Here is a 15,269-nt window from a genome sequence, read left to right as displayed (position 1 = left end):
GACTTCCTTCGTTCGTCCACTATGGACTTGGATGAACCGTCTCGTGTTACTTCGCGGGCCCCGGCATCTCCAGCTTGGTGCCGTCGGGCAGCACCAGGAACGCCGGCGTCCGCGAGGGCACGAGCCCGTAGAACTTCGCCCGCGACGCGAGCGTCACCGGCGACTCCTTGTTGGCCAGGTCGCTGCGCAGCCGCTCCTCGTCGCGGTCGAGGCCCGCCTGCTTCGTCTTCAGCGCGTCGAGCTTGAAGGCGTTCTCGGCGATCCGGGTGTTGAGCACCAGGATGCCGACCACGCCCGAGAGCACCAGCACCAGCACCAGCGCCACGAACGGCGCCCGCGGCGCACTGACCGGCGCCGGCGGAGCCGCCCGGAGGCGGCCGCGCGCCGAATCCGAACCCGTGCCCGTGCTCGCCGGGGTGGTCGCCGGCTCGTTGCTGTGCCGCTGACCCGCCCTGACCGGAACGGTCGCGTGATCCGTCTCGTGCTCCGGCTGCAGTGCCGTCGCACCGTCCGTCGGGTGGTTCTGTCGCGGCTCGAACTCCTCAGCGTTGCGCCCCGTGGTCCGGCCCCCCGACCGCGGCACACTCTGCTGACCTCTGCGTTGCCGATCGCTCGGCAGTGTCGTCACGTTCACTCACACCTCCCCCAGTGTGTCTGCCCGTTTCCCAGACGGATTCGGGCGTTCCTTGCGTTCCACCGCGCGGAGTCGAACTGACGCCGCGCGCGGGTTGGCCCCGGTTTCGGCCGGGCTGGGAAGCTCGGCTCCCCGGTTGAGCGCCCGTAGCTCCGGTTCACTGCCGGGCGGCTCGAACGGCAACTCGACCGGGACGGTCGAGCGGGTCCGCTCCGTGATCGCCTGTTTGACCAGGCGATCCTCGAGTGAGTGGTACGACAGCACGACCAGCCGCCCACCGGGCCGCAGCGCGTCGAGCGCCGCGGGTATCGCCCGCTCGAGGACCGCGAGCTCGCGGTTGACCTCGATGCGCAGCGCCTGGAAGGTGCGTTTGGCCGGATGCCCGCCGGTGCGCCGGGCGGGCGCGGGAATGGCGTCGACGACGAGCTCGGCAAGGCGGGCCGAGCTGGTCAGCGGCGTCTTCTCCCGTTCCCGGACGATGAACGCGGCGATGCGGGAGGCGAACTTCTCCTCCCCGTAGACGCGCAGGACCCGGGCCAGCTCGCCGTGGCTGTAGGTGTTGAGCACCTCGGCCGCGGTGACGCCGGTGGTCTGGTCCATGCGCATGTCCAGGGGCGCGTCCCGGGCGTAGGCGAACCCACGCTCGGCGACGTCGAGCTGCATCGACGACACGCCCAGGTCGAACAGTCCGGCATCGATCCGCTCGCCGTCGAGGACCTCGGGCAGCTCGTCGTAGACGGCGTGCACGAGGCGGATCCGGTCGGCGAACGGCGCCAGCCGCTCCCCCGCGCGGCGCAACGCCTGCGGGTCGCGGTCCAGGCCCAGCAGCCGGGCCTGGGGATGAGCCAGGAGGACCGCCTCGGCGTGGCCGCCGAGACCGAGGGTGGCGTCGAGATACAGCGCACCCGGCCGGGTGAGCGCGGGGGCGAGCAGCTCGAGGCAGCGCTCGAGCAGCACGGGCACGTGAACGTCCCGCTCCCCCATCGTCGACCCCCTGCCGGCGGCGGGTTCGCGGCCCGCCGTGTGTTGCAAAAAACGTCCTCAGGTGCGCGAGCGCCGTACCGCCAGCTCCCCATCCGCCCTCTCCGCCCTGGCACCGGGGAAGTGGTGTCAGGACTTCGAGAAAATCGAGCGGCTGGAGAGCTGCCGGTACGGCGGCTCAAGTCGGTTACTGCAGTTGGACCTCACAGCCCTCCCGGCAGCACCCCCTCCTCGATGCCCGCGAAGTCTTCTTCGCTTTCAGCGAGGTATGTGTCCCACGCCTGCCGATCCCAGATCTCCACCCGAGTGCTCGCCCCGATCACCACGAGGTCACGGTCCAGCCCGGCATATTCGCGAAGATGCTGCGGGATGGTGACCCGGCCCTGGCGGTCGGGAACCTCGTCGTGAGCGCTGGCGAAGAACACCCGGCCGTAGGCCCGGGCCGCCTTGTTCGTCATCGGTGCGGCGCGAAGCTGCTCGGCGATCCGGGCGAACTCGGCGCCGGGGAACACGTAGAGGCAGCGCTCCTGTCCCTTGGTGATCACGACACCTCCCGCCAGTTCGTCCCGAAACTTGGCCGGCAGGATCAACCGGCCCTTTTCGTCCAGGCGGGGTGTGTGGGTGCCCAAAAACACGGACAACCACCCCTTCCCACCGCGAACGGTCCCCCCGGGGCCGGCCGAGCCCCCCGGCTCCGCCATCGCGCTCCACTGTACTCCACTTCCCTCCACCGTCAACGGAAAACACCCTGATCCGGCGCCCGGCTCCGTGAAGAATTCCCACGTCAAACGGGGTTAGCGCCGGGTGGAGGACGTGGCTCGTGCCCGATCGGTGGAGGGCATTTCCCCTGCTCAAGAATCCGGACAAAGCGCCCGGGAAGGTCGACATCTCCATGCACCCGGCGCGTCCGGGGGCAGCGGTGGAGGAAAGTGGGGCGTGCCGGTGGAGCAAAGTGGGGAACCCGTCAGGGGCGAGTGGTGGATTGGGGGTCTCACCCGCTCCGGGTAGGGTCAGCGGCACGCCATCAAGACCGTGGAAGCGAGAGATGACGGACAACAAGCTCCCGATGCGGGCAAAGCTCGCCTCCTCACTGTCGCGCGGGGCCGCCGCGCTGTCACGCGCCACCGGACGGGGCGACGGGTCGGTCATCGGCGGCCGCATCGGCCTCATGATCGAGCCCAATCTGCTCGCCGAGCTCGCCTCGGGCCGGCAGATCGCCCTCGTCTCCGGGACCAACGGCAAGACGACCACCACCCGGCTGACCGCGGCGGCGATGGGCGTCCTCGGCCCGGTCGCCACCAACAGCCTCGGCGCCAACATGCCGGCCGGGCACACCTCGGCCCTGGCCAAGGCCGGGGCTACGCACTACGCGGTGCTGGAGGTCGACGAGCACTACCTCCGGCAGGTGCTCGACCAGACCAACCCGCGGGTCGTCGCCCTGCTCAACCTGAGCCGCGACCAGCTCGACCGGGCCAAGGAGGTCGCCATGATGGCGGCCCTGTGGCGCGACGCGCTGGTGGGCCGGGACCTGCACCTCGTGGCCAACGCCGACGACCCGATGGTCGTCTGGGCCGCGGGCAAGGCCGTCGCCCAGGGCACCCCGGTCACGTGGGTCGCGGCCGGTCAGCGCTTCCACGACGACTCCTGGGTGTGCCCGGAGTGCGGCGCCTCGATCGAGCGCAACGGGGAGCAGTGGGCCTGCGTCGCCGGCAACCTGAGCCGGCCGGTCCCACACTGGACGGTGTCCGGTGACGGGGTGGTCGACAACACAGGGCTGTACCACCAGATCACCCTGCAGCTGCCGGGCCGGGTCAACCGGGCCAACGCCGCGACCGCCCTGGCCGTCGCCGCACACTTCGGGGTGCCGCCGGCGAAGGCGGTGCCGGAGCTGGCCAAGGTCGCCTCCGTCGCCGGCCGCTACGCCACCGTGCAGCGCGACGGGCGGATCATCCGGCTGCTGCTGGCCAAGAACCCGGCCGGCTGGCTGGAGTCGTTCGACATGGCCGAGGACGTGCCGACCCTGCTCGGCATCAACGCCCGCGACCCCGACGGCGCCGACACGTCGTGGCTCTACGACGTCGACTTCTCCCCGCTGCGCGGCCGCCGGGTCCTGATCACCGGGGACCGGGCCATGGACCTCGCGGTGCGGCTGGAGGTCAACGAGGTCCCGTTCGAGCACGTGCGCTCGTTCGGCCAGGCGCTCTCGCTCGTCCCGCCGGGCCGGCTGGAGGTCATCGCCAACTACACCGCCTTCCAGGACATCCGAGCGGAGCTGGACCGTGTCAACTGAGTCGCACCTGCGCCTGATCTGGCTGTACCCGGACCTGCTGTCCACCTACGGCGACCGGGGCAACCTGCTGATCCTGGCCCGCCGGGCCGACCTGCGAGGCCTGCCGGTGGAGTGCGCCGAGGTCCGCGCCGACCATCCGGTCCCGGCCGACGGCGACATCTACCTCATCGGCGGCGGCGAGGACGGCCCCCAGGCCCTGGCCGCACAGCGCCTCATCGAGGACCGCGGCCTGCACCGGGCCGTGGAGCGGGGCGCGACCGTCTTCGCGGTGTGCGCCGGCTACCAGCTCATGGGCCACTCGTTCTTCGCCAAGGGTGCGAAGTACCCGGGCCTGGACCTGCTCGACATCGACTCCAACCGGGGCGAGACCCGCGCGGTCGGCGAGCTGGCCGGCGAGACCCACCCGGCCCTGGGCCTGCCGACCCTGACCGGCTTCGAGAACCACGGCGGCCGCACCAGCCTCGGCCCGGGCGTGAAGCCCCTGGCCAAGGTCACCACCGGCATCGGCAACGACGGCCAGTCCGAGGGCGCCTGGAACGGCCGCATCCTGGGCACCTACTCCCACGGCCCGGCCCTGGCCCGCAACCCCGCGATCGCCGACCTGCTCCTGCGCTGGGCCACCGGCCAGAACATGGAGCCCATCGACGACCGCTGGCCCAACGCCCTGCGCAACGAGCGCCTCGCCGCAGTAGCGAAGTAGTTCGAGCGACCGGGCGCCCCGAGCGCCCGGTCGTTTCGCAGGTCAGCCGAGATGGTCGGCCGGCGCGGTCTGCAGCAGCCAGGCCAGCGGCATCTTGGCGTACTCCTCGTATTCCCCGCTTGGGCCGAGACGATTGAGCTGGGCCGTCAGGGCACCGTCTCGATTGATCACCCAGTAGTGAGCGATGCCTACGGTGGCGTACTCATAACGCTTCGTCATCACATCCATCGCCTCGGACCCCGGCGACACGATCTCAACCACGAGCACGAGGTCTGCGACAGTCAGCCACACGCCGGTCGGCGGCGGGACCCGCCACAGGCTGAGATCGGGGATGCGACCACCCTCGCGACTGGCTCCTGGAATGCGAATGCCGGCCACCTGCAGGATTTGCTCGGCCGTCCAGCCGGCGGCAGCGAGCCACAGCGTCAAGCGGGTCGCAATCTTCGCGTGCTCCGAGTCAGCCGGCGGCATGACCGAGAGGACCCCCTCCGGGCTGGTCTCGTACCGGTGCCCATACAAGTCCGTGGCATTCATAGCCGCTAGGTCGTCGAGCGTCACGACGGGGGGCATATGCATGCCGATGGCCTCTGCGCTCATGCCGAACATGGTACGTGACCAGCAGCGCAAAAGGGCCGGCTCGGCGCTGCGGAGCCGGCCCTTGCTCGATACAGGTCAGACGACGACGGAGACCATGCGGCCCTTGACGAAGATGACCTTCTTCGGGGTCCGGCCGGTCAGGTGCTCGGCCACGGCGGTCAGGGCGGCGGTGCGGACGGTGTCCTCGTCGGCGTCGGCCGGGACCTCGACGGTGCCGCGGACCTTGCCGTTGACCTGGACCGGGTAGGTCACGGAGGCCGCGACCAGATAGGCCGGGTCGGCCTGCGGGAAGTCGGCGTAGGCGATCGAGGTCTCGTTGCCCAGGCGCTGCCACAGCTCCTCGGCCAGGTGCGGGGCGAACGGGGCGATCAGGCGGATCAGCGGGTCGGCCACCTCGCGGGGGGTGCCCGCGGCGGCGGTCTGGGTGACCCGGTTGGTCAGCTCGATCATCTTGGCGATGGCCGTGTTGAAGCGCATCTCCTCGATGTCGGTCCGGACGCCGTCGACGACGCGGTGCAGCAGGCGGCGGGTCTCCTCGTCCAGGGCGTCGTCGGTGACCCGCAGCCCGTCGGTCTGCTCGTCGACGACCAGGCGCCAGACCCGCTGCAGGAACCGCTGGGCGCCGACGACGGCGCGGGTCTCCCACGGGCGGGAGGCGTCCAGCGGGCCCATCGACATCTCGTAGACGCGGAATGTGTCGGCGCCGTAGCGCTCGCACATCTCGTCGGGGGTGACGACGTTCTTCAGGGACTTGCCCATCTTGCCGTACTCCCGGCGGACCTCCTCGCCGCCGAAGAAGAACTTGCCCTGGCGCTCCTCGACCTTGTCCGCCTCGACGTAGACGCCGCGGGCGTCGACGTATGCGTAGGCCTGGATGTAGCCCTGGTTGAACAGCTTCCGGAACGGCTCCTCGGAGGAGATGAAGCCGCGGTCGAACAGGACCTTGTGCCAGAAGCGGGCGTACAGCAGGTGCAGCACCGCGTGCTCGACGCCGCCCACGTACAGGTCGACGCCGCCGACGTCACCGGGCTGCTGCGGGCCCATCCAGTATCGCTCGTTGGCCGGGTCGACCAGCTGCGAGGTGTTGGCCGGGTCCAGGTAGCGCAGCTCGTACCAGCTGGAGCCGGCCCACTGCGGCATGACGTTGGTTTCCCGGGTGTACGTCTTGGGTCCGTCGCCCAGGTCCAGCGTGACCTCGACCCACTCCCCGGCCCGCGACAGCGGCGTCACCGGCGTGCTGCCGGCGTCGTCGACGGCGAACGTGCGCGGCGAGAAGTCCTCCACCTCGGGCAGCACGACGGGCAGCATCGACTCGGGCAGGGCGATCGGCAGGCCGGTCTCGTCGTAGACGATCGGGAACGGCTCGCCCCAGTAGCGCTGGCGGCTGAACAGCCAGTCGCGCAGCCGGTAGGTGATCGCGCCGACGCCGTGGCCGTGCTCCTCCAGCCACTCGATGGTCGACGCCTTCGCCTCGGCGACGCCCAGGCCGTTCAGATCGAGTCCGTTGGATGCGCTCGAGTTGATCGCCGGGCCGTCACCCGTGTAGGCCCGGCCGTCGGCCGGGAAGTCGGCGCTGGGCTGGACCGTGCGGATGATCGGCAGGTCGAAGCGCTCGGCGAACGCCCAGTCGCGCTCGTCCTGGCCGGGCACCGCCATGATCGCACCGGTGCCGTAGCCGGCCAGCACGTAGTCGGCGATGAACACCGGGATGTCGCGGCCGTCGACCGGGTTGGTCGCGTAGGCACCGGTGAAGACGCCGGTCTTCTCCTTCGCGTCGGCCTGGCGCTCGACGTCGCTCTTGCCGGCCGCGAACGCGCGATAGGCGGCGACAGCCGCGGCCGGGGTCTTCGCGCCGCCGGTCCATTGTTCATTGGTACCGTCCGGCCAGGCCGCCGGCACCAGCGCGTCGACCAGGGCGTGCTCGGGAGCCAGCACCATGTAGGTGGCACCGAACAGGGTGTCCGGACGCGTGGTGAACACCCGGATCGGGGTCCCGCCGGCGGTCGCGAAGTCCACGTGGGCACCGCGCGAGCGGCCGATCCAGTTGCGCTGCATGGTCTTGACCTTCTCCGGCCAGTCCAGCCGCTCCAGGTCGTCCAGCAGCCGGTCGCCGTAGGCGGTGATACGCATCATCCACTGGCGCAGGTCGCGCTTGAAGACCGGGAAGTTGCCCCGCTCGCTGCGCCCGTCCGGGGTGACCTCCTCGTTGGCCAGCACCGTGCCCAGGCCCGGGCACCAGTTGACCGGCGCCTCGGCGATGTAGGCCAGCCGGTGGTCGTCGATGACCTGGCGGCGCTCGACGGCGGACAGCGAAGCCCACGCGCGGCCGTCCGGCGTCGGACGAGTACCCCCGGAAAAGGCTTCTATGAGCTCTTCGATCGGGCGGGCCTTCCGCTGGTCCGCGTCGAACCACGAGTTGAAGACCTGCAGGAAGATCCACTGGGTCCACCGGTAGAAGTCGGTGTCGGTGGTGGCGACGGTGCGCCGGTCGTCGTAGGCCAGGCCCAGGCGGCGCAGCTGGCTGCGGTAGCGCTCGATGTTGGCCTCGGTCGTGGTCCGCGGGTGCGCGCCGGTCTGGACCGCGTACTGCTCGGCGGGCAGGCCGAACGAGTCGAAGCCCATCGGGTGCAGCACGTTGTAGCCGACCATCCGCAGATACCGCGTGTAGCAGTCCGTGCCGATGTACCCCAGCGGGTGCCCGACGTGCAGGCCGGCGCCCGACGTGTAGGGCAGCATGTCCAGCACGTACACCTTCGGCGCCCCCGCGCGCGGGTGGCCGGGGTCGCTGAGCGGGCCGGTCGGGTTCGGCGCGTGGAACGTGCCCTGCTCGGACCAGTAGTCCTGCCAGCACGCCTCGATGTCCCCCGCCATCGCCGCGGTGTAGCGGTACGGCGAGATGTCGACCGCCCCGTCGGTCACTGCCTCGCTCATGACTATCCACCCCTATGGGTCTCGGGAATTACTCGGCATTGTCCGGGCATCTCCGGGCATGAAAAAACCCCTCACGTAGGAGGGGTCGCCGCGCGGTCGCGAAGGGTGTTCGCGTCAGCACGGCTCGTCAAGAAGTCGGAATACCCGGGTCATGTTCGCAGTGTATCGCAGCCCGCGAATCGATTTGCCTAGTGCGCGCTCGCCACCGGCCGATCACCGCTGCACTGGACGTCGTAGCGCAGCCGCTCCCCCGCCTTGCGGAACTCGACCTGGGCCTTGGTGTGCACGCCGAGGTCGGCCCGGGTGACCACCACACCGGGCTGCGGCAGGACACTGATCAGGCTGACCTTCTTGCCGATGCAGAGCGCGACCACCGTGCCACCTTCCGTCTTGACGTCGATGCGCGGCTGGTTGACGGGCTGTTCGTCGGCGGCGGCCGGCGGTTCGCTCGTCACATTTGGTTGTGCCGTGGGTGATTCGCTCGGCGCCGGCGGATCGGTCGGGGGCGCTTCGGTCGGGGGCGCTTCGGTCGGGGGCGCCGTAGTAAGAGGAACGGACGGTGCGGGGCGGATCGGGTCGGCCGCGCTCGACGGCTCGGTGCCGGAGTCGCGCAGGATCACCCCGGCGACCAGGGCGGCGATCGCGACCAGGGCGGCCAGGCCGAGCAGCACTCGCCGGCCCTCGTTGGGCCGGCGGACCAGCGTGGTCTCGTCGGCGAGCAGTGCGAAACCGATCGGTTCCGCCGGCACCATCGAGTGGCGGGGAACGATGCCGGCGGCCTCGGCCAGCCGGGTGGCGACCGCGGCGGCGTCCGGACGGTCGTTCGGGTCCTTGGCGAGGCACTCCATGCAGAGCGCGCGCACGTCGTCCGGCAGGTCCGGCAGGTCGGGCAGCGGGGCCGGGGCGACCAGGACGTGCGCGGCGACCATCTGTGTCGTCGTCTCGCTGTCCCACGGGAGCCGCCCCGTCAGGCAGCGGTAGAGCAGCAGCCCGAACGCGTAGACGTCGCTGGCCGTCGTGATCTCGTTGCCGGTCAGGCGCTCGGGGGCCAGGTAGGCCGGGGTGCCGAGGACGAGTTCGGAGCCGTCGTCGACGTCCGGGGTACCGATGAATCCGACAATGCCGAAATCGAGGACTTTGGCGGCGTCGGGCGTGAGGATGACGTTGGCCGGCTTGACGTCGCGGTGCACCAGGTCCCGGGCGTGCGCGGCGGCCAGACCGGCGGCCACCTCGGCGCAGATCCGCAGGGCGGCGGGTACGGGCAGCGGGCCGGCCTGGAGGCGGGCGCTCAGCGTCGGGCCGCGCAGCAGCTCCATCACGACGAACGGCGTGTGATCCGAAGTCTCGCCGTAGTCGTACACGTTGGTGATGTTGGGATGCGAGAGCCGCGCGGCCGCCTGTGCCTCCAGCCGGATGCGCCGGCGCCAGTCGGTGTCCGCGGCCAGCCGCGAGTTGAGGACCTTGACCGCGACATCGCGGTCGAGCACCTCGTCGCGGGCGCGCCAGACCACGGACATGCCGCCCTCGCCCAGTCGTTCGGCGAGGAGGTATCGCCCGTTCAGCAGCTGTCCGGCCCGCATCTGCCCCAGTCTGCCGCAATCGACGCGGCGCGACATCTCGGCGGGCTGTTTACGGCCATTTGACAGGGGTACGTCCGCACGTTCAAAAAAGTACCGCCGACCGGCCGGGCGGGATGTCCGGTATCGCCGGATTCGCGTCCGGCGGCTTGTCAATTCCCCGGCTAGCCTGAGGGGATAACGACGGCTTGGTTGCAATCTGATGACAACGTTTTGGTGCAACCGAGCGGTTCACCTACGGGTCTTACACCTAACGGTGGCCACGGCACGACCATGAGGAGGCCAGTTGACCAGGCACCGCACGTTCGAGGAACTCGGCGCCCCGCTACCAGTGCCGGAGTTCCGCGCTGCGACCGAAGCGATCGTCGCGAACATCGAACAGGTCATCGAGGGCAAGACCGCCACGGTGCGGCTGGCGCTCGCTGTGATGCTCGCTGAGGGTCACCTCCTCATCGAAGACGTCCCCGGCGTCGGCAAGACCAAACTCGCCAAGGCCCTGGCCCGCTCGATCGACTGCTCGGTCCGACGCATCCAGTTCACGCCCGACCTGCTGCCCAGCGACGTCACCGGCGTGAGCGTCTACAACCAGGAGACCCGGGACTTCGAGTTCAAGCCGGGCGCGGTGTTCGCCAACATCGTCGTCGGCGACGAGATCAACCGGGCCTCGCCGAAGACGCAGTCGGCGCTGCTGGAGAGCATGGAGGAGCGGCAGGTCACCGTCGACGGCGCGACCTACCCGCTGCAGGTGCCCTTCATGGTCATCGCCACGCAGAACCCGATCGAGATGGAGGGCACCTACCCGCTGCCCGAGGCCCAGCGCGACCGGTTCACCGCCCGGATCGCCATGGGCTACCCGGACATGGGGGCCGAGCTCGCCATGCTCGACGTCCACGGCCGCCACGACGCCCTGGACGACCTCAACCCCGTCTCCGACGGCAGCCTGATGCGCCGGATGATCGCCACCGTCCGCGACGTGCACGTCGCCGACGCGGTCAAGCAGTATGCGGTCAACATCGTCACCGCCACCCGCGAGTCCGGTGAGCTGCGCCTCGGCGCCTCGCCGCGCGCCACGCTGCAGCTGCTGCGCACCGCCCGGGCCGTCGCCGCCATCGAGGGCCGCGAGTTCGTGCTCCCCGACGACCTGCAGGCCCTGGCCGTGCCGGTGCTGGCCCACCGCGTCATCCCGACCGCCGAGGCGCAGCTGTCCCGGCGCACCACCGACGCGATCGTCGCCGAGCTCGTGCACCGCCTGCCGCTGCCCAGTGACCGGCCGCCGCCGCGCTCGCCCTACGACACGCGGCAGCAGCAGCAACAACGGCCCCAGCAGTACGGAGGCCGCTGACCATGCGAGAGGCGCTGCGGGGGCTCACCACCCGGGGTCGTAGTTTCCTGGCCGCCGCCGCAGCGGCCCTCATCGCCGCCCTGATCCTCGGCGAACGCGATCTCCTGCGGGTGGCGCTGCTGCTGGCCGCGCTGCCGCTGCTGTCGGCGGCGTATGTCGGGCGGACCCGATACCGGCTGTCCTGCAGCCGCACCCTCGACCCGCACCGCGTCCAGGTGGGCGCGAGCGCGCGGGTCATCCTGCGCCTGCAGAACCTGTCCCGGCTGCCCACCGGCACGATGCTGCTGGAGGACCGGCTGCCATACGCGCTCGGCAGCCGGCCGCGGCTGGTGCTGGAGAAGCTCGGCGCGCACCAGGCCAGCTCCGTCGCCTACACGGTCCGGGCCGACGTCCGCGGCCGCTACGAGGTCGGCCCGCTGGTCGTGCGGCTGACCGACCCGTTCGGGCTGTGCGAGCTGACCCGGGCCTTCCCGTCCGTGGACCGGCTGACCGTCATCCCGCAGGTCGTGCCGCTGCCGTCGGTGCGCCTGGCCGGCGAGTTCGCCGGCTCCGGCGAGAGCCGCGCCCGCTCGGTCGCCGTGCACGGCGAGGACGACGCGGCCACACGGGAGTATCGCCACGGCGACGACCTGCGCCGCGTCCACTGGCGCTCCACCGCCCGCACGGGCGAGCTCATGGTGCGCCGCGAGGAGCAGCCCTGGGAGAGCCGGGCGACAGTCGTGCTCGACACCCGCTCCACCGCCCACCGCGGCGAGGGGCCCACGGCCAGCTTCGAGTGGGCCGTGTCGGCGGCCGCGAGCATCGCGGTGCACCTGCGCCACGCGGGGTACAAGATGCGACTCGTCACCGACGCCGGTGTCGACGTCGACGCCACCGAGATCGACGGCGACGGCCCGCTGCTCGACCAGCTCGCCGACGTGCGCCTGGCCCAGCGGGGCGACATCGCCGCCCTGATCGAGCGGGTCCGCCGGCGCAGCGACGGCGGCCTGATCATCGGCATCTTCGGCCTGCTGTCCTCGGCCGAGGCGGAGTTGCTGGCCTCGTTCCGCTCCAACAACGCGACCTGCGTCGCGTTCTTCATCGACTCCTCGACCTGGCTCAACCTGCCGACCGCGGCCCGCGAGGAGGCCGACAAGGCCCACGGCGTGGCGTCGCTCGCGCTGCTACGCAGCGGCTGGCGGGTCGTGGAGGTGCCGCACGGGGCCAAGCTGTCCGGGCTGTGGCCGCAGACCGGACGGGGTTCGCAGGGCTTCGCCTGGCGGGCCGCGTCAGCTGAAAGCGTCGCCGGGGCCGTCCGGTGACTTCTGGGGGTTTCCGGTGAACCAACGCAAGCACCTGACGCTGATCGCGGCGGGCTCGGCGTTCCTCGCGTCGCTGCCGCTGATCAACGTGTTCGAACACTACACGTGGGCCATCCGGGCGTTCCTCGTCGTCGCCGTCATGTGCGGGGTGGGGCTGCTGGTCCGCAGCATGCGCGCACCGGCCTGGGCGCCGACCGGGGCGATGGCCCTGGCCGCGCTGCTGTCGCTGACCTGGCTCTACCGCAGCCACGAGGAGTACCTCGGCATCCTGCCCTCACCGGGCACGATCGAGCACTTCGGGCAGCTGATGCGCACGGCGTCCGAGGAGATGAGCGAATACGCCACGCCGGTCGGCGACCGCGACGGCTTCCTGTTCCTCGCCACGCTCGGCGTCGCCGTGATCGCGCTGCTCGTCGACTTCTTCGCGGTGGTCCTGCGCCGGCCCGCGCTGGCCGGCCTGCCGATGCTCGCGATCTACTCGGTGCCGGTCACCGTCGACACCGACACGACCAACCCGATCCCGTTCGCGCTCGGCGCCATCGGCTTCCTGTGGCTGCTGGTCACCGACAACGTCGACCGGGTCCGCCGCTTCGGCCGCCGGTTCACCGGCGACGGCCGCGACGTCGACCTGTGGGAGCCCTCCCCGCTCGCCGCGGCCGGCCAGCGGCTCGGCGCGATCAGCGTCATCGCCGCCGTGCTCATCCCGCTCATCCCCTTCGCGATGCCGGGCGGCATCCTCGACACCCTCGGCGCCGGGGGCGGCGGCGGTGGCGCCGGGATCGGCAACGGCAAGAACGGCAAGTCGGTGAGCATGTTCGCGCTGCTCTCCGGCCAGCTGACCCGGGACAAGGCGGTCGACATGGTCAAGGTGACCAACGTCGACGACGAGCACCCGTTCTACCTGCGCTTCAACGTGCTCGAGGACCTCAACTCGCGCGGCTTCGCGGCCCGCCCGATCACCGGCGGCGGCCCGGTCAGCAACGGCTTCGGCAAGCCCGAGTGGGGCCCGTCGGTGAAGGCGACGACCCACCAGGCCAAGATCGAGGTCACCAACGAGCTCGCGATCAGTTTCATGCCGATCTACACGTGGCCGACGAAGATCGACAAGCTGAGCAACCAGTGGTCGTTCGACCCGAAGACCGCCGTCGTGTACTCCAACAAGGACACGACCGCCAAGAAGACCTTCAACGTCACGTACCAGCGGGCCGACATCACCCCCGACCAGCTCCGCGCGGCCGCGCCCCTCAACGCGGGTGACCCGGCGCTGAAGGACCTGGCCACGGCGCCCGGCAACCCGACCGTGAAGAGCAAGGTCGACGAGCTGACCAAGGGCCTGACGACCGAGTACGACAAGGTCAAGAAGCTCTACGACTTCTTCTCCCCGGACAACGGCTTCGTCTACGACACCCAGACCGGCCCCGAGACCAGCGGCACCAAGATCGCGGACTTCCTGCAGAACAAGCGGGGCTACTGCGCGCAGTACGCCGCCGCCTTCGGCTGGATGCTGCGCGAGGCGAAGATCCCGGCCCGCGTGGCCTTCGGCTTCGCCCGCGGCGGCAACCGCAGCGGCAACACGATGACGCTGACCAACTTCAACCTGCACGCCTGGACCGAGGTCTACTTCCCCGGCTACGGCTGGCTCCCCTTCGACGCGACCCCGTCGACCGCCATCGGCGGCTCGGTGGCCACGTCCTACCTCCCGGCCGCGGGCGCCGCCGCCAACGACGACGACCAGCTCAACCGCCCGGGCAACAACGGCAACCCGACGACCGACTCCTCGGCCCCGGCCGCGCAGGCCGACACCCACGACAACCCGGGCTCCACGGACTCGTCCACGGCCGGCGGGGACAGCACGCTCTGGGAGAAGGTGGCCGCCTTCGTCACCGGCGCGATCGGCATCACGCTGATCTCGCTGATCGTCCTGGCGCTGCTCCTGGCCGCACCGGCGGTGGCCCGCAACCGCACCCGCCGCCGGCGCCTCACCTTCGCCACCCCCACCGTCCCCGTCGGCACACCCGTCCCGACCGGCGACGGCCCGACCATGACGGTCGTCGCGGACGAGGGCACCCTGCTCGCGGCGAAGCAGGACGCCCACCGAGCCTGGGACGAACTCGTCGACACGATGGTCGACTACCGCGTCCCGGTCGACGAGGCCGAAACCCCCCGAGCCACGGTGGAACGCCTGGTCAAGAAGGAGCGCCTGCGCGACCAGGCCGAGTCCGGCGCCCGCCTGATCTCGACCGCCGAGGAGCACGCCCGCTACGCCCGCCGCCCCCTCACGGGCCGCGAGCTGCGCACGGCGATCACGGCGGTGGAGTCGGCGTTCGCCACCAACGCGACGCGGAAGGTCCGGCTCATCGCCCGGTTCCTCCCACCATCGGTACTGCGCCGCTGGCGAACCTCGATCTCGACCGGCTCCAGCAGCGCCGCCCTCGCGACGGGCCGCGGCTGGGAGGCCGTGATGCGAACCTTGAGCGTCCGCCGCATGGTCACGCGCCGAGCGGCCCGCTGAGGCACTCACTTCTCTGAGGCCGTCCCCGTCCGCGGGGGCGGCCTCTTCGCACTTCCGCACTCCGCGCCGCATGCTCGCGACGCACCGGCGTGCTAGGCAAGACGCACCGCGAGCCGAGCACGACGCAACCGGAAATGTCGGACTTTTCTGGACACCCGGATTCGCGGAGCGCGGCCGGCGACAACACGGGCGCGTGGAAGCCGCTCCGTAAATGTCCGCTTCGACGAACGAGTTCGCTTTTTCCGGAAAGGTCGCCTATTTCGGACCCGTGGCTTCTGTGGACGTCAACCTGGAGGCGATTCCGGCGGAGGGACCACTGCACAGGCCGAGTCACGCCCGAAGGATGCAGAGGAAGCACTAGCGCAAGCAGCAAGCAGCACGCAGCACGCAGCACGATCGAGGAG

General features: G+C 70.8%; 10 protein-coding genes and 1 pseudogene. 5 read left to right on the top strand and 6 right to left on the bottom strand.

Features of this window, described 5'->3' with window-relative positions; translation table 11 throughout:
• Positions 1–46: 46 nt before the first annotated feature.
• The 3 genes and pseudogenes from ACIA8L_RS46450 to mraZ form a co-directional block, all read right to left on the bottom strand.
• Positions 47–583: a hypothetical protein gene (locus ACIA8L_RS46450; protein WP_395915135.1), complete on the bottom strand. Its 537-nt coding sequence runs from the start codon at positions 581–583 to the stop codon at positions 47–49.
• A gap of 69 nt (positions 584–652) precedes the next feature.
• A pseudogene (rsmH, locus tag ACIA8L_RS46445) lies at positions 653–1,618 on the bottom strand (16S rRNA (cytosine(1402)-N(4))-methyltransferase RsmH); the annotation flags it as partial.
• A gap of 200 nt (positions 1,619–1,818) precedes the next feature.
• Positions 1,819–2,250, bottom strand: coding sequence for a division/cell wall cluster transcriptional repressor MraZ (gene mraZ / locus ACIA8L_RS46440; protein ID WP_223106053.1), 432 nt, complete (start codon positions 2,248–2,250; stop codon positions 1,819–1,821).
• Between the two features lie 410 nt (positions 2,251–2,660).
• On the opposite strand from mraZ, the gene ACIA8L_RS46435 reads away from it, so the two are divergent.
• Both ACIA8L_RS46435 and ACIA8L_RS46430 read left to right on the top strand, forming a co-directional pair.
• Positions 2,661–3,905: a MurT ligase domain-containing protein gene (locus ACIA8L_RS46435; RefSeq protein WP_395915133.1), complete on the top strand. Its 1,245-nt coding sequence runs from the start codon at positions 2,661–2,663 to the stop codon at positions 3,903–3,905.
• Positions 3,895–4,605 carry a type 1 glutamine amidotransferase gene (locus tag ACIA8L_RS46430; protein ID WP_395915132.1) on the top strand — a complete coding sequence of 237 codons (711 nt, stop codon included), beginning with the start codon at positions 3,895–3,897 and terminating at the stop codon, positions 4,603–4,605. Before ACIA8L_RS46435 ends, ACIA8L_RS46430 begins: the two co-directional genes overlap by 11 nt.
• A gap of 42 nt (positions 4,606–4,647) precedes the next feature.
• On the opposite strand, the gene ACIA8L_RS46425 is transcribed toward ACIA8L_RS46430, so the two are convergent.
• The 3 genes from ACIA8L_RS46425 to ACIA8L_RS46415 form a co-directional block, all read right to left on the bottom strand.
• Positions 4,648–5,202, bottom strand: coding sequence for a Uma2 family endonuclease (locus tag ACIA8L_RS46425; protein WP_395915130.1), 555 nt, complete (start codon positions 5,200–5,202; stop codon positions 4,648–4,650).
• A gap of 75 nt (positions 5,203–5,277) precedes the next feature.
• Positions 5,278–8,133: a leucine--tRNA ligase gene (leuS, locus tag ACIA8L_RS46420; RefSeq protein WP_395915128.1), complete on the bottom strand. Its 2,856-nt coding sequence runs from the start codon at positions 8,131–8,133 to the stop codon at positions 5,278–5,280.
• A gap of 188 nt (positions 8,134–8,321) precedes the next feature.
• Entirely contained in the window at positions 8,322–9,713 is a 1,392-nt protein-coding gene (locus tag ACIA8L_RS46415) for a protein kinase (protein WP_395915126.1), read from the bottom strand.
• Between the two features lie 283 nt (positions 9,714–9,996).
• On the opposite strand from ACIA8L_RS46415, the gene ACIA8L_RS46410 reads away from it, so the two are divergent.
• The 3 genes from ACIA8L_RS46410 to ACIA8L_RS46400 are packed head-to-tail and all read left to right on the top strand — an operon-like array spanning position 9,997 to position 14,865.
• Entirely contained in the window at positions 9,997–11,052 is a 1,056-nt protein-coding gene (locus ACIA8L_RS46410) for an AAA family ATPase (RefSeq protein WP_395915124.1), read from the top strand.
• Positions 11,053–11,054: 2 nt separating this feature from the next.
• Positions 11,055–12,353, top strand: a complete 1,299-nt coding sequence (locus tag ACIA8L_RS46405; protein ID WP_395915123.1) for a DUF58 domain-containing protein — start codon at positions 11,055–11,057, stop codon at positions 12,351–12,353.
• A 16-nt stretch (positions 12,354–12,369) separates the two neighbouring features.
• On the top strand, positions 12,370–14,865 hold the full coding sequence (locus ACIA8L_RS46400; protein WP_395915121.1) for a DUF3488 and DUF4129 domain-containing transglutaminase family protein: 2,496 nt from the start codon (positions 12,370–12,372) through the stop codon (positions 14,863–14,865).
• Positions 14,866–15,269: the final 404 nt, after the last annotated feature.

Origin of the sequence: Dactylosporangium sp. NPDC051541 (assembly GCF_044454505.1) — a bacterium.
Lineage (GTDB): Bacteria > Actinomycetota > Actinomycetes > Mycobacteriales > Micromonosporaceae > Dactylosporangium.
The sequence above is the reverse complement of the archived record's forward strand: the minus strand, read 5'-3'. Positions and strand labels throughout refer to the sequence as shown.